A 25,605-nucleotide genomic window follows, 5' to 3' on the forward strand; every position below is an offset into this window, starting at 1 on the left:
TCTCTAATATTAGAGACGAAAGGCTTTTTTTATTTGAGCCATATGAGAATATGGAGTGAATGTTAAATTTGAAGGAGGAATAGAAATGAGTAAGAAAAATAAACAATTTGTTGAAGAAATAACTCCAATGGAAGTCGACTTCCCACAATGGTATACAGACGTAATATTAAAGACAGACCTTGTTGATTATTCTCCTGTTAAGGGATTCATGGTAATAAAGCCATATGGATTTGGAATATGGGAAAACATTCAAGCGTTTGCAGATAGAAGATTTAAAGAGACTGGACATAAAAACTGTTACTTCCCACTACTTATACCAGAAAGTTTATTAACAAAAGAAGCAGAGCATGTTGAAGGATTTGCTCCAGAAGTTGCATGGGTAACTCATGGAGGACATAATGAACTTGCTGAAAGACTTTGTGTTAGACCTACATCAGAGACTATAATATGTTCTATGTATTCTAAATGGTTAAAATCTTACAGAGATCTACCATACCTTTATAACCAATGGTGTTCTGTTGTAAGATGGGAAAAAACAACTAGACCTTTCTTAAGAACTTCAGAGTTCTTATGGCAAGAAGGACATACATTACATGAAACTTATGATGAAGCAAAAGGTGAAACTCTTCAAATGCTTGATATATACAAAGAAGTAGCAGAAGATTTACTTGCTATGCCTGTTGTATGTGGACAAAAGAGTGAAAATGAAAAATTTGCAGGTGCAGATAGCACTTATACAATAGAAGCTTTAATGCATGATGGTAAAGCATTACAATCAGGAACAAGTCATTTCTTAGGCCAACATTTTACTAAGGCATTTGAAATACAATACTCTGATAGAGATGGAAATTTAGCTAACCCATACCACACTTCTTGGGGAATATCTACAAGACTTATAGGTGGACTTATAATGGTTCATGGAGACAATAGAGGTTTAGTACTTCCTCCAAGAGTAGCACCTACACAAGTTGCTATAGTTCCAATTGCAGCACATAAAGGTAATGTAATGGAAGTTGTAGATTCAATATATGACGATCTTAAAGGATCTATAAGAGTTGAAGTTGATGATAGACCTAACTATTCTCCAGGTTGGAAATTCAATGAGTGGGAAATGAAAGGTGTTCCTGTAAGATTAGAAATAGGACCTAAAGATATAGAGAAAAATCAAGTTACAGTATTTAGAAGAGATACTCTTGAGAAAACTCAAATATCAATGGAAAACTTAAAAGAAAGTATAGAAAATCTATTAGATGATATTCACGATGGATTATACAATAAAGCATTAAAACTTAGAGAAGAAAAAACTTACGTAGCTAAAAATATGGATGAATTCAAGAAAACAATAGAAGAAACTCCAGGATTTATAAAGGCTATGTGGTGTGGAGACACAGAGTGTGAACTTAAAGTGAAAGAAGAAACAGGAGCTACTATAAGATGTATTCCTTTCGAGCAAGAAGATTTAGGAGATACTTGTGTATGCTGTGGTAAAAAAGCAGAAAAAATGGCTTATTTTGCAAAAGCTTATTAATTAAAAAAGACGCATTATGCTCAGCATAATGCGTTTTTAAATACAGTAAAACTATAAATTTCAACTTATAAATAATATCTATAAGTAAACTAAAGTCGTAACTATTTTGACCAATAAAAAATCCATTAGTTCTGGTTGACAATAAAGTGAAATTTTTAAATTGTATATCCGTTATCTTCCAACCAATCACCTGCATCTTGAAATGCATCTATTCCGCCAAAAAATGAATGGTTTAGACTTATTTGTTTACAGACCTCATGTATTTGAGAGTTAACCAAAGAACTATTAGAGATAATTGCACAATGAGAAAACCCATTGTCTATAGAAAGTATTAAAAATTCTATTAACTCATTATAAATAGAAGATACTTCATATTGGCTCAAATTGCAGAATTTAGCCCACGGTTTATCATTACCAAGTTCAGTGAAAACTATATTTTTGTAATCATCTAAAAATCTCTTGAAATCTTCACTTGTCCAAACTCCTACATTTTTTTCATATACTATGCGCCTTCTTTTATCAACTAATATAGTATACATCCCCTTTGAATCCACTATTTCCATATCATAATCCCCTTTTTATAACAATATAGTGAATATATATTACATGATAAATGTATTATACATTTAATTTCAAAAACCTTCTTATAGAATCAAATAAATAGAAATTAGGTCCAAATTTAAAAAATACTGTATTAATTCTGTGAAATTTTGATAATATTATAAGTGTAAAGTGAAAAGGGGGGAATTAATGTGGAATTAAGCTCTATATATTTAAAGACGTATAAAAATTGTTCTATTGAATTTAACAATGAAAGTTCTAAATTATTATATAGGTCAGGACTAGTTAAATATGTAGACAGTGGAAGCTACTGCTACACAGGTTTAGGTAATATGTTTTTGGATAGCATAACAAAGTATATATTGGATACATTTAAAGAGAATACGCTAATAAAAGCAAACGGAGATAAAGAAGAAATATTAAAATCATATATGAATGAATTAAAATCATATAAGAATGTACCTCTTAATCTAGCTTATTTAACACTTAATAAAAATAAAAAATCTAGACTTAAAGATGGTTTATTAAATCCTAAAAAAGAAAATATGATAAAGATTATAAGTATAGCAGGGGAAAATGATATACATACAATTATAAACAATCAAATAATGAGTATAGATAAATTAACAGAAGAGTTAAATATAAAATATACTAAATTAAATAATGGAGAAAATAAATATAAATATTTCTTCAATACAACTTATCCACTAAGAGAAGTTTTTTTATGTGGAAAATGTGGATATGGAGACTTAAAAGAAGAAATAAAATCATATTCAGACAAGGACTTATCCACACAAGAGCTTAAAGAAATGGAACTTATACATACTCCAAATATTAAGACTATAGATGATTTAGAATCATCTTTAAATATTTCATCTAAAAAACTTATAAAAACTATACTGCTTAATATAAAAGGAAGTATAGTAGCGGTTTTATTAAGAGGAGATAGAAGTATAAACAACATATTAGTAGCGAAACATTTTAATATAAAAGAAAAAGATATAAAGATGGCAAGTGAAGAAGAAGTAAAAGCTGCAACAGGTGCTGAAGTTGGATTTGCAGGACCTATAGGAATAAAAGTAGATACTATACTTTGTGATGAAGAAGTTATTCATATAAAAAATGGAATCGTAGGAGCTAATAAAACGGATTATCATATTCAAAATGTAAATTACAAAAGAGATTTTAATATAGAATGTATAGGTAATTTTAAATCAGCTACTATACAAGATAAATGTTTTAATTGTGGTGGAGAAATAAATGCATTTAGTGGGATAAATTTTATAGATATAGATACAATAAAAACAGAGTTTAAATATCTAAATTCAAATTCTAAAGAAGAAAATCTATATATAATAGAGACCAAATTATACACAGATAGATTATTTTCAATTATTGTTGAAAATAATAAAGATGAATTAGGTATAGTATGGCCAGATAATATAAGTCCTTTTGATTATCACATTATAATAGGAAATATAAAAAAAGAGAAAGAATACAATGCAGGGTTATCTATATATGAGAATTTTACAAATAAAGGGTATAATGTATTACTAGATGACAGAAAAGAGAGAATTGGATTTAAATTTAAGGACTGCGAACTAATAGGTGTACCAAAAACCATAGTAGTAGGTAAGGATATTGAGAATAATAGAGTTGAAATAAGAAATAGAGTAACTAAAGAATCTGAAAATATAGACATAACTCAGCTTATATAATATAATCATATAGAAAATTTACATTAGGAGGGTTTTTAATGAGTGTAAAAGTTAGATTTGCACCAAGTCCAACGGGATTTGTTCACATTGGTAGTTTAAGAACAGCTTTATATAATTATTTATTCGCAAAGAAAATGGGAGGAACATACCTTTTAAGAGTTGAAGACACAGATCAAAGTAGATTAGTTGAAGGTGCTATAGAAGGAATGTTAAAAGCCATGGACTGGGCTGGAGTTAATCATACAGAAGGTGTAGTTCTTGATGAAAATGGAAAGATAACTGAAGTAGGAGAAAATGGACCATATATTCAATCTAAAAGACTTGATATATACAAAGAATATATAAAAGAGCTTTTAGATAATGGACATGCTTACTACTGTTTCTGTTCAAAAGAAAGACTTGATAAGGTTAGAGAAGTACAAAAATCTGAAGGAAAAATACCTAAATATGATGGTATTTGTAGAGGATTATCAAAAGAAGAAGTTGAAGCAAAAATTGCAGCTGGAGAAAAATATGTTATAAGACTTAAGCTTCCAGCTAACAAAGAAATAAAGTTTAATGACATAGTAAGAGGACTTGTAACTATAAACACAGATGATTTAGATGATCAAGTATTAATGAAATCAGATGGATTCCCTACATATCATTTTGCTGTTATAGTGGATGATCACTTAATGGGTATAACTCATGTTATAAGAGGAGAAGAATGGTTACCATCAACTCCAAAGCATGTATACATGTATGAAGCATTTGGATGGGAAGCTCCAACATTTGTTCATCTTCCAAATATATTAAATGCAGAAAGAAAGAAATTAAGTAAGAGACACGGTGATGTTGCAGTTGAAGACTTTAGAAAAAAAGGATATTCACCAGAAGGTCTAGTAAACTATGTATCTCTAGTTGGATGGTCTCCAGAAGACAATAAAGAGATATTTAATATGAAGGAGCTTGAAGAAGCTTTCTCTTTAGAAAGAGTTTCAAAGAGCGGTGGAGTGTTTGATACTGACAAGTTAAATTGGGTAAATGCACATTATATAAAGGCTGCAGACGATGCAGTTATAGCTGATCTTGCTATACCTTTCTTGATAGAAGCTGGATTTATAACAGAAGAAGAAGCTGAGGAAAGATATGATTGGATAAAATCAATGGTAGGAGTAGTTAAAGAGAGTTTATCTTACGTTAAAGAAATTACAACTAAGGTTGATATATTCTTTAAAGATGAATTAGAACTTGAAGATGATGACTGTAGAGAGTTCTTAAAGCTAGAGCATATACCTACTTTAATAGATGTATTAAAAGAAAAAGTGACAGAAGCTGACGAAATAAACGAAGCTTTTATAAAAGCTATGTTTAAACAAATTCAAAAAGAACATGGAATAAAAGGTAAAAACTTATTCATGGGAACTAGAGTAATATTAACAGGACAAATGCATGGACCTGAAATGCCGTTAGTATTAACTTTACTTGGAAAAGAAAAGATACTTAACAGAATAAATTATGTAAAAAATAATATAATATAAAAGTATAGAATCCTATGTTATCTAAAGATAACATAGGATTTTTTACTTTTATATTATATTTGTGGATAACATGGGCTGAAGAACTATACTTGCAACTATTTTTGAACAACGGAGCTTGTCGATATGAGTCACCGCGTTAGCGAGTAGACGAATTTTTCTATTTACCAAGAGATTATAAATTTTTCACTCTGAGGGTAATATTAATAAGAGGACTACAATTGGCATTAATTTTAATAAATAATATAATTATCATTTTGATATTGACAATGATAAGTTATAATTATATTATTTAATAAAATATTCTGATAAGTGGTAGGGGATAAGGAGGGATTTTTATGATATACAATAACATAGGTGAGCTTATAGGTAATACGCCTCTTGTGAAGCTTAATAAATTAGTTGATGAGGATATGGCTAATGTTTATGTTAAGCTTGAATATTTTAATCCAGGAGGATCTGTTAAAGATAGAATAGCGCTCAATATGATAGAAGAAATGGAAAAAAGAGATGAGTTAAAACCTGGATATACTATAGTTGAACCAACAAGTGGGAATACAGGTATAGGAATTGCCATGGTAGGAGCATACAAAGGATATAAAGTTATTTTAGTTATGCCAGAAACAATGAGTTTAGAGAGAAGAAAAATATTAAGTGCATATGGAGCTCAAATTATACTTACAGATGGATCAAAAGGAATGAAAGGTGCAATAGACAAAGCTAATGACCTTGCTAATCGAAATGATGATTATGTAATTCTTAGTCAATTTGAAAATATGGATAATCCTGATATGCATAGAAAAACAACAGCTATTGAAATTATTAAAGATTTAGATTCTAATATAGATGCATTTGTATCAGGGGTTGGCACTGGTGGAACTATAACTGGTATTGGAGAAGTTCTAAAAGAAAATATACCTAATGTTAAAGTTTATGCAATAGAACCTAAAGACTCTCCTGTTTTATCTGGAGGAAGTTCTGGACCTCATAAAATTCAAGGAATAGGAGCTGGATTTATACCTAAAGTGTTAAAGACAGATATAATAGACGAAGTTATTACTGTTTCAAATGAAGACTCTTATAACATGTCAAGAAATCTTGCTAAAAAAGAAGGCATATTTGTAGGAATATCTTGTGGTGCAGCTGTATTTGGTGCTATTGAAGTAGCTAAAAAACTAGGAAAAGAAAAAAATGTAGTTGTAATAGCTCCTGATACTGGAGAAAGATATTTAAGTGTAGAAAATTTATATTAGAAATAATATAGCAACCCCCAAAAAAAAAAAACAAAAAATGAAGGTATTTTTTGGAAAAAATATAATATTATAAATAATAAGGTTGTGTATAAGTGTGTGAATAATATGTGAATAGCATGTGTATAATATTAATAGTTGTGTATAACTATTGTTTTTATAGGGGGGTATGGTAATGAGCAAAGAAGTTGATGGAATTAGGTTAGAATTAAAATCTCTTTGTCAAGAATTTATGGACACATTAAATAAAATGAAAGATAACAATATAATATCTGAAGAAGAATATAATGAATATTCATCTAAAAAAATAGAGTTCTTAGAAAATTAATTCAAAAAAGCCCTGAATTTATAAATTCAGGGCTTTTGATATTTATATAGATATGATATATTTATCAATATGATATAATTATCAAATTGATAAAGGGGCGAGATTAATATGAAATCTATAATTAGAGAAATAAATGTTATTAAAGAAAAGGATCCAGCGGCTAGAGGTACATTGGAAGTCATACTTAATTATCCTGGTTTTCATGCTATTTTGATTCATAGATTTTCACATTTTTTATATAATAAGAAATTTTTTATTATATCTAGAATAATATCTACTATAAGCAGATTCTTGACTGGAATAGAAATACATCCTGGAGCAAAAATAGGAAAAGGACTTTTTATAGATCATGGAATGGGTATAGTAATAGGGGAAACTGCAGAAGTAGGAGATAATGTTACTATGTTTCATGGATCCACTTTGGGAGGTACAGGAAAAGATACAGGAAAAAGGCATCCAACAGTGGGGAATAATGTTATAATATCAGCAGGAGCAAAAATATTAGGGCCTATAAAGCTAGGAGATAATTCGAAAATTGGAGCTAATGCAGTGGTATTAAAAGAGGTTCCTAAAGACTGTACAGTTGTAGGAATACCGGGTAAAATAGTAAAAAGAAATGGGATTAGAGTAGATGAAAAATTATAAAGAGGTGGTAAAATGAAGTTATATAATACTTTAACTAGAAAAAAAGAAGAATTCATTCCTTTAGAAGAAGGCAAAGTAAAGATGTATTCATGTGGACCTACAGTATACAACTACTTTCATATAGGAAATGCAAGACCTTTTATAATATTTGACACTTTAAGAAGATATCTTGAATATAGAGGATATGATGTAACATATATACAAAACTTCACAGATGTCGATGATAAGATAATAAATAAGGCTAATGAAGAGGGAATAACTCCTCTTGAAGTAGCAGACAAATATATAAAAGAATATTTTATAGATGCAGATGGACTTGGAATAAAGAGAGCGTCTGTTCATCCAAGAGTTACTGACAATATAGAACAAATAATAGAGTTTGTTAAAGAATTAGAAGATAAGGGATATGCATACTCAGTAGATGGAGATGTATACTTTGATACTAAAAAGTTTGATGGATATGGAAAATTATCAAAGCAGAATATAGAAGATTTAGAAGCAGGAGCAAGAATAGAAGTTAATGATAAAAAGAAAAGCCCTATGGACTTTGTTCTTTGGAAGAATAAAAAAGAAGGAGAGCCTGGATGGAGTAGTCCTTGGGGAGAAGGAAGACCTGGTTGGCATATAGAGTGTTCTGTAATGTCTAGTAGATATCTAGGAGATACTATAGATATCCATGCTGGAGGTCAAGATTTAACATTCCCTCATCATGAAAATGAGATAGCTCAAACTGAAGCTAGAACAGGAAAGACATTTGCTAACTATTGGATACATAATGGTTATATAAATATAAATAATGAGAAGATGTCTAAATCTAAGGGTAACTTTTTTACAGTTAGGGATATATCTGAAAAATATGATTTAGATGTAGTAAGATTCTTCTTGTTAAGTGCACATTACAAGAATCCAGTTAATTTTAGTGATGAGATGTTAAAGCAAGCAGGAGCAGGTCTTGAAAGACTTTATAATGCTAAGAATAATTTAGAGTTCTTAAAAGATAAGTTGGATGGAAGTATTACTGATGAAGAAAAATCTTTTGTTAAGGAATTAGATGCTTTTAAGACTAGATTTATAGAATGCATGGATGATGATATAAATACAGCAGATGCTATAAGTGTAATATTTGAGCTTGCTAGATTTATAAATAGTAATGTAGATGATAAATCTTCTTTAGAGTTTGCTAATGAATGCTATAATTTATTTAAAGAGCTTACAGGCGTTTTAAATATAGCAAATAAATCAAATGATGATAGTATAGATGAAGAAATAGAAAGTCTTATAAATGAAAGAACACAAGCTAAGAAAAATAAAGAATATAAATTAGCTGATGATATAAGACAAAAGTTATTAGATATGGGAATAGTTATAGAAGACACAAGACAAGGCGTAAAATGGAGAAGAGTTTAATATGGAGAAAATGCAAGCTAGAAACATGTCACCTGTAGTACTTGCTTACATGGGTGATACAGTATATGAATCTTTTGTAAGAGAATATTTGATTAATAAAAACAATATATGCAGAGTTAATGACCTTCACAAAAATGCAGTTAAGTTTGTAAAAGCAAGTGCACAAGCTAAAGCAGTACTTTCTTTAGAAGAAGAGTTGAGTGAAGAGGAAAACTACATCGTAAAAAGAGGTAGAAATCAGAAATCAAATAAGGTTCCAAAAAATGCAGATACAACAGAGTATAGATATGCTACTGGATTTGAAGCTTTGGTTGGATATTTACATTTGATTAAAGAGACAGATAGAGTTAACTATATAATGAGTAAGGCTATAGAAATTATAGAAGAGTAAATTTAGTATTAAAAAACTAATATCTATAGATAAAATTTGCCGTTAATCGAAAAATGAAGCTTATAGAAATAACGCTACTTAGCCTTTAACAAGGAAAATGAAATTTATGTATTTAATCCAAAATAAAAGGGATCAAAATACCGCTCATGTGTTAAATATTTTTAATAAAACTAAGCATTACACCTTATTAAATATCTTAAAAGTTCTAAACTCCCGTTGGTCAGACAACGAACTTTCTTGACGGATATTTAAATGGTGTAATACAAGTTTTATAAAAAAATATTTAAATCATTCGCTAACATTTTAATCCCATTTATTTTGTAAGTGTAGTTTTTAAATGTTAAATATATTTGCAAGTACACTAATCTTAAAAAGATAATAGTAAATAAAGAGAATAATTAAATTACAAATACCTACTTTCTTATTGCAGGGTTCTTTTAAAATAGGGAATCTTTTATAAGAATACGGTATTATTTTTTTGTCTTTTTCTATGCTGAAAATAGTGAGGTAAGATTTAATTTTGCAATAGAGCAATTACTACTAAAACTCTATATGAAAATGTTAGCGAATACTTTTAGATATTTTGACTAATATAACTGGTTTTTGGTGTTTAATAATCCGTTAAGAAATTTACGTGTTTGACCTTAGGGAGTTCGTAAATTTTAGGATTATTAATAAGGCAAAAGCTTAGTTATATTCAAAATATCGTTGTATGAGAGTTATTTTCATATAGAGTTTTGATAACCCACAGAACTCAATAAGTTAAAATTATTAAATTTTAATTTCCTATGACAATCTGTATAATGATATAATATTAAGATGATATTAAAATTCAAAGGGGGATTTTTTGTGAAGGTAAAATTAATAGAATATACACCAAATCCAGAAAAAGTAGTGTCAATGGCAGCAAAGCTTTGTTATTCGTCTGTTGGAGTTGACGATATAGAAAAAGATTTAACTGATGAAAAGGTGGACAAGTTTTTAAATATGCTTATAAATATAGGTCATGAATCACCTATAGAGCATGTTAATTTTACTTTTGCCGTTGAAGGAATATCTAGAAGTTGCTCACATCAAATTGTAAGACATCGTATAGCTTCTTTTTCTCAACAAAGTCAAAGATATGTAACACTAGGAAGTTTTGAGTACATAATACCACCAGAAATTGAGAGTATACCTGAAGCTAAAAAAATATTTATAGAGTCTATGGAAAAAGACCAAAAGGCATACGATGAACTTGTCGATATATTATTTAAGAAACATTTTAATAATTTTAGTGAAGATGGAAAAACTGAGAAAGAAGCTAAATTATTAGCTCAGAAAAAATCTATAGAGGATGCAAGATATGTATTCCCTAATGCATGTGAAACAAAAATGGTATTTACTATGAATGCAAGAAGTTTATTTAACTTTTTTAAACATAGATGTTGTGAAAGAGCTCAGTGGGAAATAAGAGAAATGGCTACATTAATGCTTAAAGAAGCAAGAAAAGCTGCTCCTATTATATTTAAAAATATAGGACCAAATTGTGTAGCAGGAGCATGTCCAGAAGGAAAGATGAGCTGCGGCAAAATAAATGAAATAAGACAAAAATTTAAGCAGTTATAAGAGGTGAGTATATGATAAAAATAGAAGGAAGAAATCCTGTAATAGAAGCATTAAAAAGTGAGAGAAATATAGAAAAAGTAATGATAGCAAAAGGAACAACTGAAGGGTCTATAAAGAAAATTATTGGAATGGCTAAGGACAAGGGTGTAGTAGTTCAGTATGTTGATAGAAAAAAGATAGATGAGATAAGTGAATCTCATGCTCATCAGGGGGTTGTTGCCATGGGTAATGACTATAGATACTATGAGTTAGAAGAAATAATCGATATAGCAAAACAAAAAAATGAAGATCCATTTATTGTAATACTAGATGAAATAACTGATCCACATAATTTAGGATCTATAATGAGAACTGCTGATGCAGTTGGAGCTCACGGAGTTATAGTTCCAAAGAGAAGGTCTGCATCTATAACACCTGTTGTTGCAAAAGCTTCTGCTGGAGCTGTAGAATATGTACCTTTATGTAAAGTAACTAATTTAGTTAAAACTATAAAAAAATTAAAAGAACACGGTCTTTGGATAGCGGCGGCCGATATGAATGGTCAAAATTATTATAAGCAAAATTTAACAGGACCTTTAGGTATCGTTGTAGGCAGTGAAGGAGCTGGAATATCAAGACTTGTAAAAGAAAATTGTGATTTTACAGTAAAAATACCTATGGTAGGAAATGTAACATCATTAAATGCATCAGTAGCAGCATCTATAATGTTATATGAAGCATTTAAACAAAGAATAGAAACCAAAGAGGGATAAAGTGAAAGAATACCTGATTTTAGATGGATATAATATAATTAATGCTTGGAAAGAATTGAAAGAATTAGCTAATGAAAGCCTAGAAATATCAAGACAAAAACTAGCAGAAATTATGGTTGAACATGCATCTTACAATGGAATAAAGGTTATAATAGTATTTGACGCATACTTGGTAAAAGGTTCTAGAAGTGTATTTGAAGAATATGAAAATTTAGAAATCGTATATACAAAAGAAAATCAAACAGCGGATAGTTATATAGAAAAACTTATAAGCCAGATGAATAAGCGTGATATTATTAAAGTTGCAACTAATGATTGGGCAGAACAGCAGATAATATTAGGCAAGGGAGCAATAAGGATTTCAGCAAGAGAATTAAAATTAGAAGTTGATTTTGCCAAAACAAAAATATCAAAAAAGACACTTCAGAAAAAAACAAAAAAAAATACATTGCACTCTCTCATCGATGAAGAAACGTTGTCGAAACTTGAGAAAATAAGGAGAAACCGTTGAAATAGCTTGACTCTGGTCGCAATCTTATCTATAATAATGGATGAAAGAATATTCGAAAAATTGCTTATCTGGATAAAACTTTGGTTTCCTATTGGAGGGGAGTATAAATGTTGGTTGCAAAAGAAAAAAATGATTACTATCAGCAAGAGATAGATCAAAGAAAAATTGTAGTTAAAGCTAGTAATGGGGATACATTAGCTTTAGAATATTTAATAAAAAAATATAAAAATTTTGTACGAGCTAAAGCTAGATCATATTTTTTAATAGGTGCAGATAAAGAAGATATAATACAAGAAGGAATGATAGGTTTATACAAAGCTATAAGAGATTTTGATGAAGATAAAACATCATCATTTAAAGCTTTTGCAGAGCTATGTATAACAAGACAAATAATAACAGCTATAAAAACAGCAACGAGACAAAAGCACATACCTCTTAATTCATACATATCTTTAAACAAACCTATATATGATGAAGAATCAGATAGGACTCTTTTGGATATAATCACAACAAGTGTTATAACAGACCCAGAACAATTATTGATAAGTAGAGAAGAACTTAATAATATAGAAACTAAAATAAGTCAAATATTAAGTGGATTAGAGCTTGAAGTTTTAGAATTATACTTAAGTGGAAAATCATATCAAGAGATAGCAGATAAACTGCAAAGACATGTTAAATCAATAGATAACGCACTTCAAAGAGTAAAGAGAAAACTTGAGAAATATTTAGAATCTAGAAATGATTAAAACTTGTTGACTTTGTTTTTTATGAGTAGTAAAATATTTAACGAAAGCCTAGAATGCCCATGTGGCTCAGTGGGTAGAGCGTCGCCTTGGTAAGGCGGAGATCGGCGGTTCAAGTCCGCTCGTGGGCTCCATAATTTTTATTTGTAAGTATGAAATGACAAATTCAATCTATAAACCTAAAGGAGGAGTAAAAAATGGCAAAAGCTAAATTTGAAAGAAATAAACCACATGTTAACATCGGAACAATAGGACACGTTGACCACGGTAAAACAACTTTAACAGCAGCTATAACAAGAACATTACATGCAAGATATGAATTAGGAGAAGCAGTAGACTTCGCAAACATAGATAAGGCTCCAGAAGAAAGAGAAAGAGGAATCACAATTTCAACAGCACACGTTGAGTATGAGACTCCAAATAGACATTACGCACACGTTGATTGCCCAGGACATGCTGACTACGTTAAGAACATGATCACAGGAGCAGCACAAATGGACGGAGCAATATTAGTTTGTTCTGCAGCAGATGGTCCAATGCCTCAAACAAGAGAGCATATATTACTTTCAAGACAAGTTGGAGTACCTTACATAGTAGTATTCCTAAACAAGTGTGACATGGTAGACGACGAAGAATTATTAGAGTTAGTTGAAATGGAAGTAAGAGACTTATTAAATGAGTACGAATTCCCAGGAGACGACACTCCAATAGTACAAGGATCAGCTCTTAAAGCATTAGAAGATCCATCAAGTGAGTGGGGAGACAAAATAGTAGAATTATTCGAAGAAATAGATGCATACATCCCAGAGCCAGAAAGAGATATAGACAAGACTTTCTTAATGCCTGTAGAGGACGTATTCTCAATCACAGGAAGAGGAACAGTTGCAACTGGTAGAGTTGAAAGAGGAGTATTAAAAGTTCAAGATGAAATCGAAATAGTAGGACTTTCAGAAGAGCCTAAGAAGATAGTTTGTACAGGAGTAGAGATGTTCAGAAAACTTCTAGATCAAGCACAAGCTGGAGATAACATCGGAGCATTATTAAGAGGTGTTCAAAGAGATGAGATCCAAAGAGGACAAGTATTAGCTAAGCCAGGATCAATAAATCCTCACACTAAAGTAAAAGCAGAGGTATATGTATTAAAGAAAGAAGAGGGAGGAAGACATACTCCATTCTTCGATGGATACAGACCACAATTCTACTTTAGAACAACAGATGTTACAGGATCAATAAAGTTACCAGAAGGAACAGAAATGGTAATGCCTGGAGATAACATCACAATGGAAGTTGAATTAATCGCTCCAATAGCAATGGAAGAGGGATTAAGATTCGCTATCCGTGAGGGTGGAAGAACAGTAGGAGCAGGAGTAGTTGCTGCTATAATGGAATAGTTAAAAATATAGAGAAGGATATCTTCCTTCTCTTTTTTTCTTGATGAATTGGTAAAAAATATAACAGTATATTTTTTGAAAATAATTGACATACTCATAGAAATGTGATACCTTTTATAAGGTAATACTTATAATACCAGCAATCTATGTGTAGAAATACACATATTGCTTTAAGATATGGACAGGACAAATTAGGAGGTGTGCCAAATGAGAGTTAAAGTAATTTTAGCATGTACTGAATGTAAACAAAGAAATTACAATACAACTAAGAACAAGAAGAACAACCCAGACAGAATAGAATTGAAAAAATATTGTAGATTCTGCAAAACACATACTACTCACAAAGAAACAAAATAGTTTATAGAAGGATGTGACGTGGGAATGTCGGCTCAAACTAATATAAATTCGAATAAAGAAAATACTAAAAGCATAGGTAGATTCTTGAAAGAAACTAAAGGGGAACTTAAAAAAGTTCATTGGCCAAATAAAAAAGAGCTAACTAAATATACTGGAGTAGTTCTAATGACATGTCTTTTCATGACTGTATTAGTATGGGCGGTTGATTCCGGTATAGGATTCTTGTTAAAGCTTATGCTAAATAGATAATTCCGTAAAGGAGGTCAGTGTCATCTGATTTTAGGTAGATGGCAGTTAAAGATAATATGTCAGAATTGGAACAAGCTAGATGGTATGTTGTGCATACTTACTCAGGTCACGAAAATAAAGTTAAAGCCACTATTGAAAAAGCAGTTAAGACTAGAGGTATGGAAGATTTTATCCTAGATTTATCTGTTCCTACTGAAGAAATAGTAGAGACTAAGAATGGCAAGACCAAATCTAAACAAAGAAAAATATTCCCAGGATATGTTTTGATCAAAATGATCATTACTGATGAATCTTGGTATATAGTTAGAAACACTAAAGGAGTAACTGGATTCGTAGGCCCGGGATCTAAACCGGTTCCGTTATCTGAAGAAGAAGTTAAAACTATGGGTGTTGAAAAGACAACTTTAGAGATAGATTTCGAAGTTGGAGAAGCTATAACGGTTAAATATGGACCGTTTGAAGGATTTATGGGGAATATTGAAGAAATAAACCTAGAAAAAGAAGTTGTAAAAGTATTAATATCGATGTTTGGTAGAGAAACTCCAGTTGAACTGGAATTCGATCAAATAGAGAAAATATAATTTAAAGAAACAAACATATCAAGGAGGTGTACTAAAATGGCTAAAAAAGTTATAGGACAAATAAAATTACAAATACCTGCAGGAAAAGCTACTCCAGCTCCACCAGTAGGACCAGCATTAGGACAACATGGTGTTAACATAATGGGATTCTGTAAAGAATTTAATGCTAAAACTGCAGATAAGGCTGGACTAATAATTCCAGTTGTTATAACAGTTTATCAAGATAGATCTTTCTCTTTTATAACAAAGACTCCACCAGCTGCAGTATTACTTAAGAAAGCTGTTGGTTTAGAATCAGCTTCTGGAGAACCTAACAAAACAAAGGTTGCTACTATATCTAAAGATAAAGTAAGAGAAATAGCTGAAATGAAAATGCCTGATTTAAATGCTGCTACAGTTGAAGCTGCTATGAGTATGATAGCTGGAACTGCTAGAAGTATGGGTATTGTTGTAGAAGACTAATATTCACTTAAAAAAGTGGGAGGTAAAATTACCGCTATAAACCACGAGGAGGTAAATAAAATGGCTAAAAAAGGAAAAAATTACTTAGAAGCTAGTAAGTTAGTTGATAAGAACAAATTATACGATGCTTCTGAAGCATTAGGATTAACAGTTGAAGCTGCTAAAGCTAAATTTGATGAAACAGTTGAAGCTCACATTAAATTAGGTGTAGATTCAAGACATGCAGACCAACAAGTAAGAGGAGCTGTAGTTCTTCCACACGGAACTGGTAAAACAAAAAGAGTTTTAGTATTCGCTAAAGGAGAAAAAGCTAAAGAAGCAGAAGCAGCAGGAGCAGATTTTGTTGGAGCTGAAGAATTAGTTGCTAAGATCCAAGGTGAAAACTGGTTTGAATTTGATATAATTGTTGCAACTCCTGATATGATGGGTGTTGTAGGAAGATTAGGAAGAGTACTTGGACCAAAAGGTTTAATGCCAAATCCTAAGTCTGGAACAGTTACATTTGATGTTGCTAAGGCTATAGATGAAATAAAAGCTGGTAAAGTTGAATATAGATTAGATAAAACTAACATAATTCACGTTACAGTTGGAAAAGTTTCATTTGGAAAAGAAAAATTAGCGCAAAACTTTGCAGCCTTAATGGAAGCTGTTATAAAAGCTAAGCCATCTGCTGCTAAAGGACAATATTTAAGATCTGTTACAGTAGCATCTACTATGGGTCCTGGAGTTAAAATAAACCCAGCTAGAGTTACAGAATAATAAAAAAGCTTGACATAGATAATAAAATGTTTTATAATGAAAAAGTTGAAAAAAATAAATGTTTTACCGTAGACAGTAGGTGCTTTACAGCTTAAACTTACCTACCGAGGTTTTCTATAAATTAATTAATTTAGAGAATGAAGCCTTTGTATGTCTACATACAAAGGCTTTTATAATGTGCGGTGGAATATATAAAATAGACGAAGGAGGTGGAGACCTAAATGTCTAAGATTGTAGAATTAAAAGGACAAGTTATTTCAGAAATAGCTGAAAAATTAGAAAAGTCTTCGTCAACTGTAATTGTTGATTATAGAGGATTAACAGTGGAAGAAGTTACAGAACTTAGAAAGCAGTTCAGAGAAGCTGGAGTAGAATACAAAGTTTACAAGAATACTCTTGTAAGAAGAGCAGCTAAGCAAGTTGGAATAAACGATTTAAATGATGAAACATTAGTTGGACCAAATGCGATAGCTTTTGGATATGAAGATCCAGTTGCTCCAGCTAGAGTTATAAGTGATTTCATGAAAGATCATCCAAAACTAGAACTTAAAATGGGTATAGTTGAAGGTGAATTCTATGGAAAAGAACAAATTGAAGAATTCTCTAAGATTCCTTCAAGAGAAGTTCTTATTGCAAAATTACTTGGCAGCTTAAAAGCTCCAGTTTCAAACTTTGCATACTTAATAGATGCTTTAATCAAGAAGCAAGAAGGACAAGAAGCTTAATAAATTAACGTTTAATAAAATATCGGAGGTGCTTAAAAAATGACTATAGAGCAAATTTTAGAAGCTATAGAAAATATGAAAGTTTTAGAATTAAATGAATTAGTTAAAGCTGCAGAAGAAAAGTTCGGAGTATCTGCTTCTGCGCCAGTAATGATGGCTGGAGCTGCTGGTGGAGCTGCTGCTGAAGAGAAAACTGAGTTCGACGTAGTATTAGTTGAAGCTGGATCTTCAAAAGTAGGAGTTATCAAAGCAGTTAGAGAAATAACTGGACTTGGATTAAAAGAAGCTAAGGCTGTAGTAGACGGAGCTCCAAAAGCTGTTAAAGAAGGAGCTTCAAAAGAAGAAGCTGAGCAAATCAAAGAAAAATTAGAAGCTGCGGGAGCTAAAGTAGAAGTAAAATAATTTACTTTAGAAAATAAGGTGCCAATTGGCACCTTTTTTTATGCGTTTTAAAAAAATTAGAAAATAGAAGTTAAAAACATTTATAATTAAATCTTAAATGGATATAATAGAAAATAATGGAACAAGTAAGGGCGTTGGAGATTTAATTTCTGATATGAAAAAATTGTATTCAAAGTGATCAATATTTTTAACAAAAACATATTGACCTATTGACAAAAATGTGATAACATTATTGAATGCATTGGAATGGAAAAAAAATTGTTTTTAAGTTTTATTTTTATTATGAGAGGTGAAAATGGAATGCCACATCCTGTCACAATAGGTAGAAGAACGAGAATGAGCTTTTCTAAAATTAATGAAGTTGCAAAACTTCCCAACCTTATAGAAATTCAACTAGATTCCTATGATTGGTTTTTAGAAGAAGGACTAAAAGAAGTTTTTGAAGATATTTCACCTATAGAAGATTACACAGGTAATCTTATCTTAGAGTTTGTAGATTATTCCCTAAATGAAAAACCTAAATACGAAGTAGAAGAATGTAAAGAAAGAGATGTTACTTATTCAGCCCCGTTAAAAGTCAAAGTTAGACTTATAAATAAAGAAACGGGAGAGGTTAAGGAACAAGAAGTTTTCATGGGTGATTTCCCATTGATGACTGAAAAAGGGACATTTATAATAAATGGAGCAGAAAGAGTAATAGTAAGTCAGCTTGTTAGATCTCCTGGTGTATATTTTAGCGAAGAGAGAGATAAAACAGGAAAGAGATTGATTTCATCTACTGTTATACCTAACAGAGGAGCATGGTTAGAATATGAAACTGATTCTAATGACATAGTATCTGTTAGAGTTGATAGAACTAGAAAGCAACCTGTGACTGTACTATTAAGAGCTTTAGGTTTTGGAACGGATACAGAAATACTAGAACTTTTAGGTGAAGATGAAAGATTATACGCAACACTTGAGAAAGATAATACTAAAACAGTAGAAGAAGGTCTTATCGAAATATACAAAAAATTAAGACCAGGTGAACCTCCTACAGTTGAGAGTGCTTCTTCTTTATTAAACTCATTATTTTATGATGCTAAAAGATATGATTTAGCTAAAGTCGGAAGATATAAATTCAATAAAAAATTAGCTTTAGCGTATAGAATCATAAATAAAATAGCAGCACAAGATATAGTTAACACAGAAACTGGAGAAGTTTTTGTGAAAGAAGGAGAAAAAATATCTATAGAACAAGCTAAATCTATACAAAATTCAGGAATAAATGTAGTTAAAGTTTATTCTGATGAAGATAAAGAAGTTAAAGTTATAGGAAATAACTTTGTAGATATAAAAGAACACATATCATTTGACTTAAGTGATTTAAAAATAAAAGAAAAAGTTCACTACCCTACGTTGAAAGAAATATTAGATACATATAGTAGTGAAGCAGAAATAAAAGATGCTATAAAAGATAATATAAGAAAATTAATACCTAAACATATAATATTAGACGATATTATAGCTTCTATAAACTATCAATTTAACTTATTCCACCAAATAGGAAATATTGATGATATAGATCATTTAGGAAATAGAAGAGTAAGATCTGTTGGAGAGTTGCTTCAAAATCAATTCAGAATAGGTCTTTCTAGAATGGAAAGAGTTATCAAAGAAAGAATGACAATACAAGATATAGAGGTTGCAACTCCTCAAGCATTAATTAACATAAGACCAGTTGCAGCAGCTATAAAAGAATTCTTTGGAAGCTCTCAACTATCTCAGTTCATGGATCAAACGAATCCGTTATCTGAGCTTACACATAAGAGAAGATTATCAGCACTTGGACCTGGAGGACTTTCAAGAGAAAGAGCAGGATTTGAGGTGCGTGATGTTCATCACTCTCACTATGGAAGAATGTGTCCTATAGAAACTCCAGAGGGACCAAATATCGGACTTATTAACTCACTTGGTACTTATGCTAAGATAAATGAATATGGATTTATTGAAGCAAGTTATAGAAAAGTTGATAAGGAAACTGGAGTAGTAACAAATGAGATACATTATTTAACTGCAGACGAAGAAGAGATATATGTAAGAGCGCAAGCTAATGAACCACTTGATGCTGAAGGAAGATTTATAAATAAAAGAGTTACATCAAGAACAACTAATGGTATTGTTAAAGTGGTACCAAAAAATCTAGTTGATTATATGGATATATCTCCAAAACAAGTTGTTTCTGTTGCAACAGCTATGATTCCTTTCCTTGAAAATGACGATGCTAACCGTGCCCTAATGGGATCAAACATGCAACGTCAAGCGGTTCCTCTAGTTAGAAGAGAGGCACCTGTTATAGGAACTGGAATAGAGTATAGAGCGGCTAAAGACTCTGGAGCAGTTGTTGTAGCTAAAAACTCTGGAATTGTTGATAAATTAAGTGCAGATGAAATAGTTATAAAAAGAGAAGATGGAAATAAAGATAGATATAATATGCTTAAATTTAAGCGTTCAAACCAAGGAACTTGTATAAATCAAACTCCTATAGTAAATAAAGGAGATAAGATTGAAAAAGGTGATGTTATAGCTGATGGACCATCTACAGATATGGGAGAAATTGCATTAGGTAGAAACTGTCTTATAGCATTCATGACTTGGGAAGGATACAACTATGAGGATGCTATCCTTATAAATGAAAGATTAGTAAAAGAAGATAGACTATCTACTATTCATATAGAAGAATACGAGGCTGAAGCAAGAGATACAAAGCTTGGGCCAGAAGAAATAACAAGAGATATACCTAATGTTGGAGAAGATGCTATTAAAAACCTAGATGATAGAGGAATAATTAGAATAGGAGCAGAAGTAGAGTCTGGAGATATATTAGTTGGTAAGGTAACTCCTAAAGGAGAAACTGAGCTTACTGCAGAAGAAAGACTTCTTAGAGCTATATTCGGAGAAAAAGCTAGAGAAGTTAGAGATACTTCTTTAAAGGTTCCTCATGGTGAATCAGGGATAATAGTGGATGTTAAGGTATTTACAAGAGAAAATGGAGATGAATTACCTCCAGGAGTAAACGAGCTTGTAAGATGTTATATAGCTAAGAAGAGAAAGATAAACGTAGGGGATAAGATGGCTGGACGTCATGGAAATAAAGGGGTTATATCTAGAATTTTACCTGAAGAAGATATGCCATTTATGGAAGACGGTACACCAGTAGAGATAGTTCTGAACCCTCTAGGAGTTCCATCTCGTATGAACATCGGACAGGTTCTAGAGATTCACTTAGGTCTTGCAGCTAAATCATTAGGTTGGCATGTTGCTACATCTGTATTTGATGGAGCTAAAGAGGAAGATATAAGAGAAGCTTTAAAAGAGGCTAATTATCCTGAAGATGGAAAGCTTAGATTATGTGATGGAAGAACAGGAGATGCATTTGATAATAGAGTAACTGTTGGATATATGTATATGCTAAAACTACATCACTTAGTTGATGATAAGCTACATGCTAGAAGTACTGGTCCTTACTCGTTAGTTACACAACAACCTCTAGGTGGTAAAGCACAATTTGGAGGACAAAGATTTGGAGAGATGGAGGTTTGGGCTCTTGAGGCTTATGGTGCATCTCATACATTACAAGAAATATTAACAGTAAAATCAGATGATGTAATAGGACGTGTAAGAACATATGAAGCTATCGTTAAGGGTGAAAACATTCCTGAACCAGGAATTCCTGAATCGTTTAAAGTTTTAATAAAAGAACTTCAAAGTTTATGCCTTGATGTAAAGGTACTAACAGAAGAAGATCATGAAATAGAAGTAAAAGAGTCTATAGACGATGACGAAGTTAATGAAAACTTTGAATCTGTAGTTTCTAGTGAACAAGATATAGAAGAATTAGAATCTATAGAAGAAGTTGATGAAGATGTTGAAATAGATTTTGATGAATCTTTACTAGAAAATGATTTAGATGAAGATGATATAGATGAAGAATTTGATTTTTAATAAAATATAATAAAAGATTCTTAATGCTAGTTTGAATGAACTAGCATTAAGGTATTATAAAAAGGATAAAGTTAATAAATTTAAATCCCAAAAAAAGAAGGGAGAGAACTCCTTGTTTGAATTAAATAATTTTGAGTCAATAAAAATAGCTTTAGCATCTCCTGAGAAGATAAGACAATGGTCAAAGGGAGAAGTAAAAAAGCCAGAAACTATAAATTATCGTACTTTAAAACCAGAAAAAGATGGATTGTTCTGTGAGAGAATATTTGGTCCAACTAAAGACTGGGAATGTCACTGTGGAAAATACAGAAGAGTTAGATATAAAGGTGTAGTATGTGATAGATGTGGAGTTGAAGTAACTAAGTCTAAAGTTAGACGTGAAAGAATGGCTCATATAGAGCTTGCAGCTCCAGTATCTCATATATGGTATTTCAAAGGAATTCCAAGTAGAATGGGACTATTACTTGATATGTCTCCAAGATCACTTGAAAAAGTTTTATATTTTGCATCTTATATAGTTATAGATGCAGGTGAAACTGGTCTTACAGAAAAACAACTTTTAACAGAAAAAGAGTATAGAGATGCTCAAGATAAGTATGGAAATACATTCAAAGCAGGAATGGGAGCAGAAGCTGTAAAAGAGCTTTTAGTTAAAATTGATCTTGAATCTCTATCAAAAGAATTAAAATCAAAATTAAAAGATAGTACAGGACAAAAAAGAGTTAGAACTATAAGAAGAATGGAAGTTGTAGAAGCTTTCAAAAAATCTGATAATAAATCAGAATGGATGATACTTGATGTAATTCCTGTAATACCTCCGGATTTAAGACCTATGGTTCAATTAGATGGAGGAAGATTTGCAACTTCAGATTTAAATGATTTATATAGAAGAGTTATAAATAGAAATAACAGATTAAAGAGATTATTAGAACTAGGAGCACCTGATATAATTGTCAGAAATGAAAAGAGAATGCTTCAAGAAGCAGTAGATGCTCTTATAGATAATGGTAGAAGGGGTAGACCAGTAACTGGACCTGGAAATAGACCATTAAAATCTTTATCTGATATGTTAAAAGGAAAGCAAGGACGTTTCCGTCAAAACCTTCTTGGTAAGCGTGTTGACTATTCAGGACGTTCTGTTATAGTAGTAGGGCCAGAACTTAAGTTCTATCAATGTGGTCTTCCTAAAAAGATGGCTTTAGAATTATTTAAGCCTTTCGTAATGAATGCACTTGTATCAAAAGGATATGCTCATAATATAAAGAGTGCAAAAAGAATGGTAGAAAAAGTTAAATCAGAAGTATGGGATGTTTTAGAAGAAGTAATAAAAGGGCATCCAGTATTACTAAATCGTGCTCCTACTCTTCATAGACTAGGAATACAAGCATTTGAACCAACTCTAGTAGAAGGTAAAGCTATAAAATTACATCCACTAGTTTGTTCAGCTTATAATGCCGATTTCGATGGAGACCAAATGGCAGTTCACGTACCTTTATCTGTTGAAGCACAAGCTGAGGCTAGATTCTTAATGCTATCTCCTAATAATATATTAGCACCTAAAGATGGTTCTCCTATAACTACTCCAACTCAGGATATGGTACTTGGAAGTTATTATCTGACTATAGAAATTGATGGAGAAAAAGGAGAAGGAAGCATATTTAAGGATTATAATGAAATGCTTCTTGCATATAACACTGGAGCAGTTGGACTTCATGCTAAGGTTAAAGTAAGAAAAAGATTAGAGGAAAATAAATCTGTACTAGTAGAAAGTACTGTAGGTAGATTCATATTCAATGAAAATATACCTCAAGATTTAGGATTTGTTGATAGAAATGAAAGCGAACATTCATTAGAAGTAGACTTCTTAGTTGATAAAAAGCAACTAGGAAAAATCATAGATAAATGTTTCAGAAAACATGGAAATACTATTACTGCTATAATGCTTGATGATATAAAGAACTTAGGATTCAGATTCTCGACAAGAGGAGCTATAAGTATCGCCGTTGCAGACATGATAATACCTGATGAAAAGCCACAGTTAATATCAGCAGCTGAAGAAATGGTAGAAAAATATGAAAGAGCTTATAGAAGAGGTCTTATATCAAATGAAGAAAGAGAAGAAAAAGTTATAGAGACTTGGACTAATACTACTGAAGAAGTTACAGATGCTCTTATGAACAGCTTGGGTCGTTTAAATAATGTATTTATAATGGCGCATTCAGGAGCCAGAGGTAGTAAGAACCAAATAAGACAGCTTGGAGGAATGCGTGGTCTTATGGCCAATGCATCTGGTAAGACGGTAGAGATACCAGTTAAAGCCAACTTCCGTGAAGGTCTTACTGTACTTGAGTACTTTACATCTTCGCATGGTGCCAGAAAAGGACTAGCAGATACGGCTCTTCGTACAGCCGATTCAGGATACTTAACTAGAAGACTTGTTGATGTCAGTCAAGATGTTATAGTTAGAGAAGTTGATTGTGGAACTCAAGAAGGAGTTTTAGTAGCAGCATTTAAAGATGGAAATGAAGTAATAGAAGAGTTATACGATAGAATAGTTGGAAGATATACTCTTGATGCAATAGTAGATCCTAAAACTAATGAAGTTTTAGTAGGAGCTGACTCTAAAATAGATGAAGAACATGCTAAAGCAATAATAGATGCAGGAATCGAAAAAGTGAAAATAAGATCTATACTTAACTGTAAAACTTCTCATGGAGTTTGCTCTAAGTGCTACGGACGAAATCTTGCTACTGGTAAGGAAGTTAATATAGGTGAGGCAGTAGGTATAATAGCTGCTCAATCTATAGGTGAGCCGGGTACACAGCTTACAATGCGTACTTTCCATACAGGAGGAGTTGCAGGAGGAGATATAACACAGGGTCTTCCAAGGGTAGAGGAGCTATTTGAGGCTAGAAAACCTAAAGGACTTGCAATAATAACAGAAATCTCAGGTACTGTTCAACTTGATGAAACAGGAAAGCAAAAAGAAGTTACTATACTAGATGAATTTGGAGAAACAAAGACTTATTCAATACCTTATGGATCTAGAATTAAAGTTAAACAAGGACAATTCTTAGAAGCTGGAGATCCTATAACTGATGGATCTATAAATCCACATGATATACTAATGGTAAAAGGTGTTCTTGGAGTTCAAGATTATATAGTTAAAGAGGTTCAAAGGGTATATAGAATGCAAGGTGTTGATATCAATGATAAACACGTTGAAGTTATTGTTAGACAAATGCTATCTAAAGTTAAAATAGATGATCCGGGAGATACAGATTTACTTCCAGGAGGACTTGTAGATATTCTTGAATTTAATGCAGAGAATGAAAAAACAGTTGCAAATGAATTAAGACCAGCAGTTTCAAAGAGAGTTTTACTAGGAATAACTAAAGCATCTCTTGCTACAGAGTCGTTCTTATCTGCTGCTTCATTCCAAGAAACAACAAGAGTATTAACTGAAGCAGCTATAAAAGGAAAAGAAGATAATTTAATAGGTCTTAAAGAAAATGTAATAATAGGTAAATTAATACCTGCAGGAACAGGAATGAAAAGATATAAAAATATAGCTATTGAAAAAGTTGAAGAATAAAATACAACTTAATTGAAATGCTATATAATATAATCAAACTTTAATCACACTAAAACATTACAATTCTTTTCTTTATCTACAGGGTGAAGAAAAGAATTGTAAGTTATAGGATAAAATTACAATAACGTTTTTCAAAGA

At 31.4% G+C, this 25,605-nt stretch carries 23 protein-coding genes, 1 tRNA gene and 2 other annotated features (1 of these 26 cut by a window edge); of the genes, 23 read left to right on the forward strand and 1 reads right to left on the reverse strand.

The window, feature by feature from the left end:
• Positions 1 to 8 (forward strand) — a binding site (T-box leader); it begins 206 nt to the left of the window's first position.
• 77 nt (positions 9 to 85) lie between these two features.
• On the forward strand, positions 86 to 1,528 hold the full coding sequence (gene proS / locus P4S50_RS19030; RefSeq protein WP_277732336.1) for a proline--tRNA ligase: 1,443 nt from the start codon (positions 86 to 88) through the stop codon (positions 1,526 to 1,528).
• A 155-nt stretch (positions 1,529 to 1,683) separates the two neighbouring features.
• On the opposite strand, the gene P4S50_RS19035 is transcribed toward proS, so the two are convergent.
• Positions 1,684 to 2,091 carry a hypothetical protein gene (locus P4S50_RS19035; RefSeq protein WP_277732337.1) on the reverse strand — a complete coding sequence of 136 codons (408 nt, stop codon included), beginning with the start codon at positions 2,089 to 2,091 and terminating at the stop codon, positions 1,684 to 1,686.
• Between the two features lie 189 nt (positions 2,092 to 2,280).
• Here P4S50_RS19035 and P4S50_RS19040 point away from each other — a divergent pair, with 189 nt between their 5' ends.
• From P4S50_RS19040 to rpoC, 22 genes are all read left to right on the forward strand, one after another.
• Entirely contained in the window at positions 2,281 to 3,807 is a 1,527-nt protein-coding gene (locus P4S50_RS19040) for a YbaK/EbsC family protein (RefSeq protein ID WP_277732338.1), read from the forward strand.
• Between the two features lie 38 nt (positions 3,808 to 3,845).
• Entirely contained in the window at positions 3,846 to 5,327 is a 1,482-nt protein-coding gene (gltX, locus tag P4S50_RS19045) for a glutamate--tRNA ligase (protein ID WP_277732339.1), read from the forward strand.
• Between the two features lie 335 nt (positions 5,328 to 5,662).
• Positions 5,663 to 6,577: a cysteine synthase A gene (cysK, locus tag P4S50_RS19050; RefSeq protein ID WP_277732340.1), complete on the forward strand. Its 915-nt coding sequence runs from the start codon at positions 5,663 to 5,665 to the stop codon at positions 6,575 to 6,577.
• Positions 6,578 to 6,749: 172 nt separating this feature from the next.
• The gene (locus tag P4S50_RS19055; protein WP_277732341.1) at positions 6,750 to 6,902 is read left to right on the forward strand and encodes a hypothetical protein; all 153 of its coding nucleotides are present in this window, start codon (positions 6,750 to 6,752) and stop codon (positions 6,900 to 6,902) included.
• 108 nt (positions 6,903 to 7,010) lie between these two features.
• Positions 7,011 to 7,547 (forward strand): serine O-acetyltransferase EpsC, encoded by a 537-nt coding sequence (epsC, locus tag P4S50_RS19060; RefSeq protein WP_331489670.1) that lies wholly within the window; start codon positions 7,011 to 7,013, stop codon positions 7,545 to 7,547.
• Between the two features lie 12 nt (positions 7,548 to 7,559).
• Positions 7,560 to 8,954: a cysteine--tRNA ligase gene (gene cysS, locus P4S50_RS19065; RefSeq protein ID WP_277732342.1), complete on the forward strand. Its 1,395-nt coding sequence runs from the start codon at positions 7,560 to 7,562 to the stop codon at positions 8,952 to 8,954.
• Position 8,955: 1 nt separating this feature from the next.
• A complete protein-coding gene (locus P4S50_RS19070) occupies positions 8,956 to 9,345 on the forward strand; it encodes a Mini-ribonuclease 3 (protein WP_277732343.1) in 390 nt (129 codons plus the stop codon).
• An 849-nt stretch (positions 9,346 to 10,194) separates the two neighbouring features.
• Positions 10,195 to 10,953, forward strand: coding sequence for an FAD-dependent thymidylate synthase (gene thyX / locus P4S50_RS19075; RefSeq protein WP_331489672.1), 759 nt, complete (start codon positions 10,195 to 10,197; stop codon positions 10,951 to 10,953).
• 11 nt (positions 10,954 to 10,964) lie between these two features.
• A complete protein-coding gene (gene rlmB, locus P4S50_RS19080) occupies positions 10,965 to 11,705 on the forward strand; it encodes a 23S rRNA (guanosine(2251)-2'-O)-methyltransferase RlmB (protein WP_277732345.1) in 741 nt (246 codons plus the stop codon).
• Position 11,706: 1 nt separating this feature from the next.
• Entirely contained in the window at positions 11,707 to 12,216 is a 510-nt protein-coding gene (locus tag P4S50_RS19085) for an NYN domain-containing protein (RefSeq protein ID WP_277732346.1), read from the forward strand.
• 107 nt (positions 12,217 to 12,323) lie between these two features.
• A complete protein-coding gene (gene sigH, locus P4S50_RS19090) occupies positions 12,324 to 12,965 on the forward strand; it encodes an RNA polymerase sporulation sigma factor SigH (protein ID WP_277732347.1) in 642 nt (213 codons plus the stop codon).
• 55 nt (positions 12,966 to 13,020) lie between these two features.
• Positions 13,021 to 13,096: transfer RNA gene (locus P4S50_RS19095), tRNA-Thr, on the forward strand.
• Positions 13,097 to 13,159: 63 nt separating this feature from the next.
• Positions 13,160 to 14,353 carry an elongation factor Tu gene (gene tuf, locus P4S50_RS19100; protein ID WP_277732348.1) on the forward strand — a complete coding sequence of 398 codons (1,194 nt, stop codon included), beginning with the start codon at positions 13,160 to 13,162 and terminating at the stop codon, positions 14,351 to 14,353.
• A 207-nt stretch (positions 14,354 to 14,560) separates the two neighbouring features.
• The gene (rpmG, locus tag P4S50_RS19105) at positions 14,561 to 14,710 is read left to right on the forward strand and encodes a 50S ribosomal protein L33 (protein WP_277732349.1); all 150 of its coding nucleotides are present in this window, start codon (positions 14,561 to 14,563) and stop codon (positions 14,708 to 14,710) included.
• A 24-nt stretch (positions 14,711 to 14,734) separates the two neighbouring features.
• A complete protein-coding gene (gene secE, locus P4S50_RS19110) occupies positions 14,735 to 14,959 on the forward strand; it encodes a preprotein translocase subunit SecE (RefSeq protein WP_248481125.1) in 225 nt (74 codons plus the stop codon).
• A 56-nt stretch (positions 14,960 to 15,015) separates the two neighbouring features.
• Positions 15,016 to 15,540, forward strand: a complete 525-nt coding sequence (nusG, locus tag P4S50_RS19115; protein ID WP_277734784.1) for a transcription termination/antitermination protein NusG — start codon at positions 15,016 to 15,018, stop codon at positions 15,538 to 15,540.
• Between the two features lie 36 nt (positions 15,541 to 15,576).
• Positions 15,577 to 16,002, forward strand: a complete 426-nt coding sequence (gene rplK / locus P4S50_RS19120) for a 50S ribosomal protein L11 (protein ID WP_277732350.1) — start codon at positions 15,577 to 15,579, stop codon at positions 16,000 to 16,002.
• A 60-nt stretch (positions 16,003 to 16,062) separates the two neighbouring features.
• Positions 16,063 to 16,761, forward strand: coding sequence for a 50S ribosomal protein L1 (gene rplA, locus P4S50_RS19125; protein WP_277732351.1), 699 nt, complete (start codon positions 16,063 to 16,065; stop codon positions 16,759 to 16,761).
• Between the two features lie 48 nt (positions 16,762 to 16,809).
• Positions 16,810 to 16,944: a sequence feature (ribosomal protein L10 leader region), on the forward strand.
• Between the two features lie 38 nt (positions 16,945 to 16,982).
• Positions 16,983 to 17,486 (forward strand): 50S ribosomal protein L10, encoded by a 504-nt coding sequence (gene rplJ / locus P4S50_RS19130; RefSeq protein ID WP_277732352.1) that lies wholly within the window; start codon positions 16,983 to 16,985, stop codon positions 17,484 to 17,486.
• Positions 17,487 to 17,525: 39 nt separating this feature from the next.
• A complete protein-coding gene (gene rplL / locus P4S50_RS19135) occupies positions 17,526 to 17,888 on the forward strand; it encodes a 50S ribosomal protein L7/L12 (protein WP_248481122.1) in 363 nt (120 codons plus the stop codon).
• A 300-nt stretch (positions 17,889 to 18,188) separates the two neighbouring features.
• Positions 18,189 to 21,872, forward strand: coding sequence for a DNA-directed RNA polymerase subunit beta (gene rpoB, locus P4S50_RS19140; protein ID WP_277734785.1), 3,684 nt, complete (start codon positions 18,189 to 18,191; stop codon positions 21,870 to 21,872).
• 112 nt (positions 21,873 to 21,984) lie between these two features.
• On the forward strand, positions 21,985 to 25,467 hold the full coding sequence (gene rpoC, locus P4S50_RS19145; RefSeq protein ID WP_277732353.1) for a DNA-directed RNA polymerase subunit beta': 3,483 nt from the start codon (positions 21,985 to 21,987) through the stop codon (positions 25,465 to 25,467).
• The last annotated feature ends 138 nt before the right edge of the window (positions 25,468 to 25,605 follow it).

Origin of the sequence: Tepidibacter hydrothermalis, assembly GCF_029542625.1 — a bacterium.
In the GTDB taxonomy this organism is placed as follows: Bacteria; Bacillota; Clostridia; order Peptostreptococcales; family Peptostreptococcaceae; genus Tepidibacter_A; species Tepidibacter_A hydrothermalis.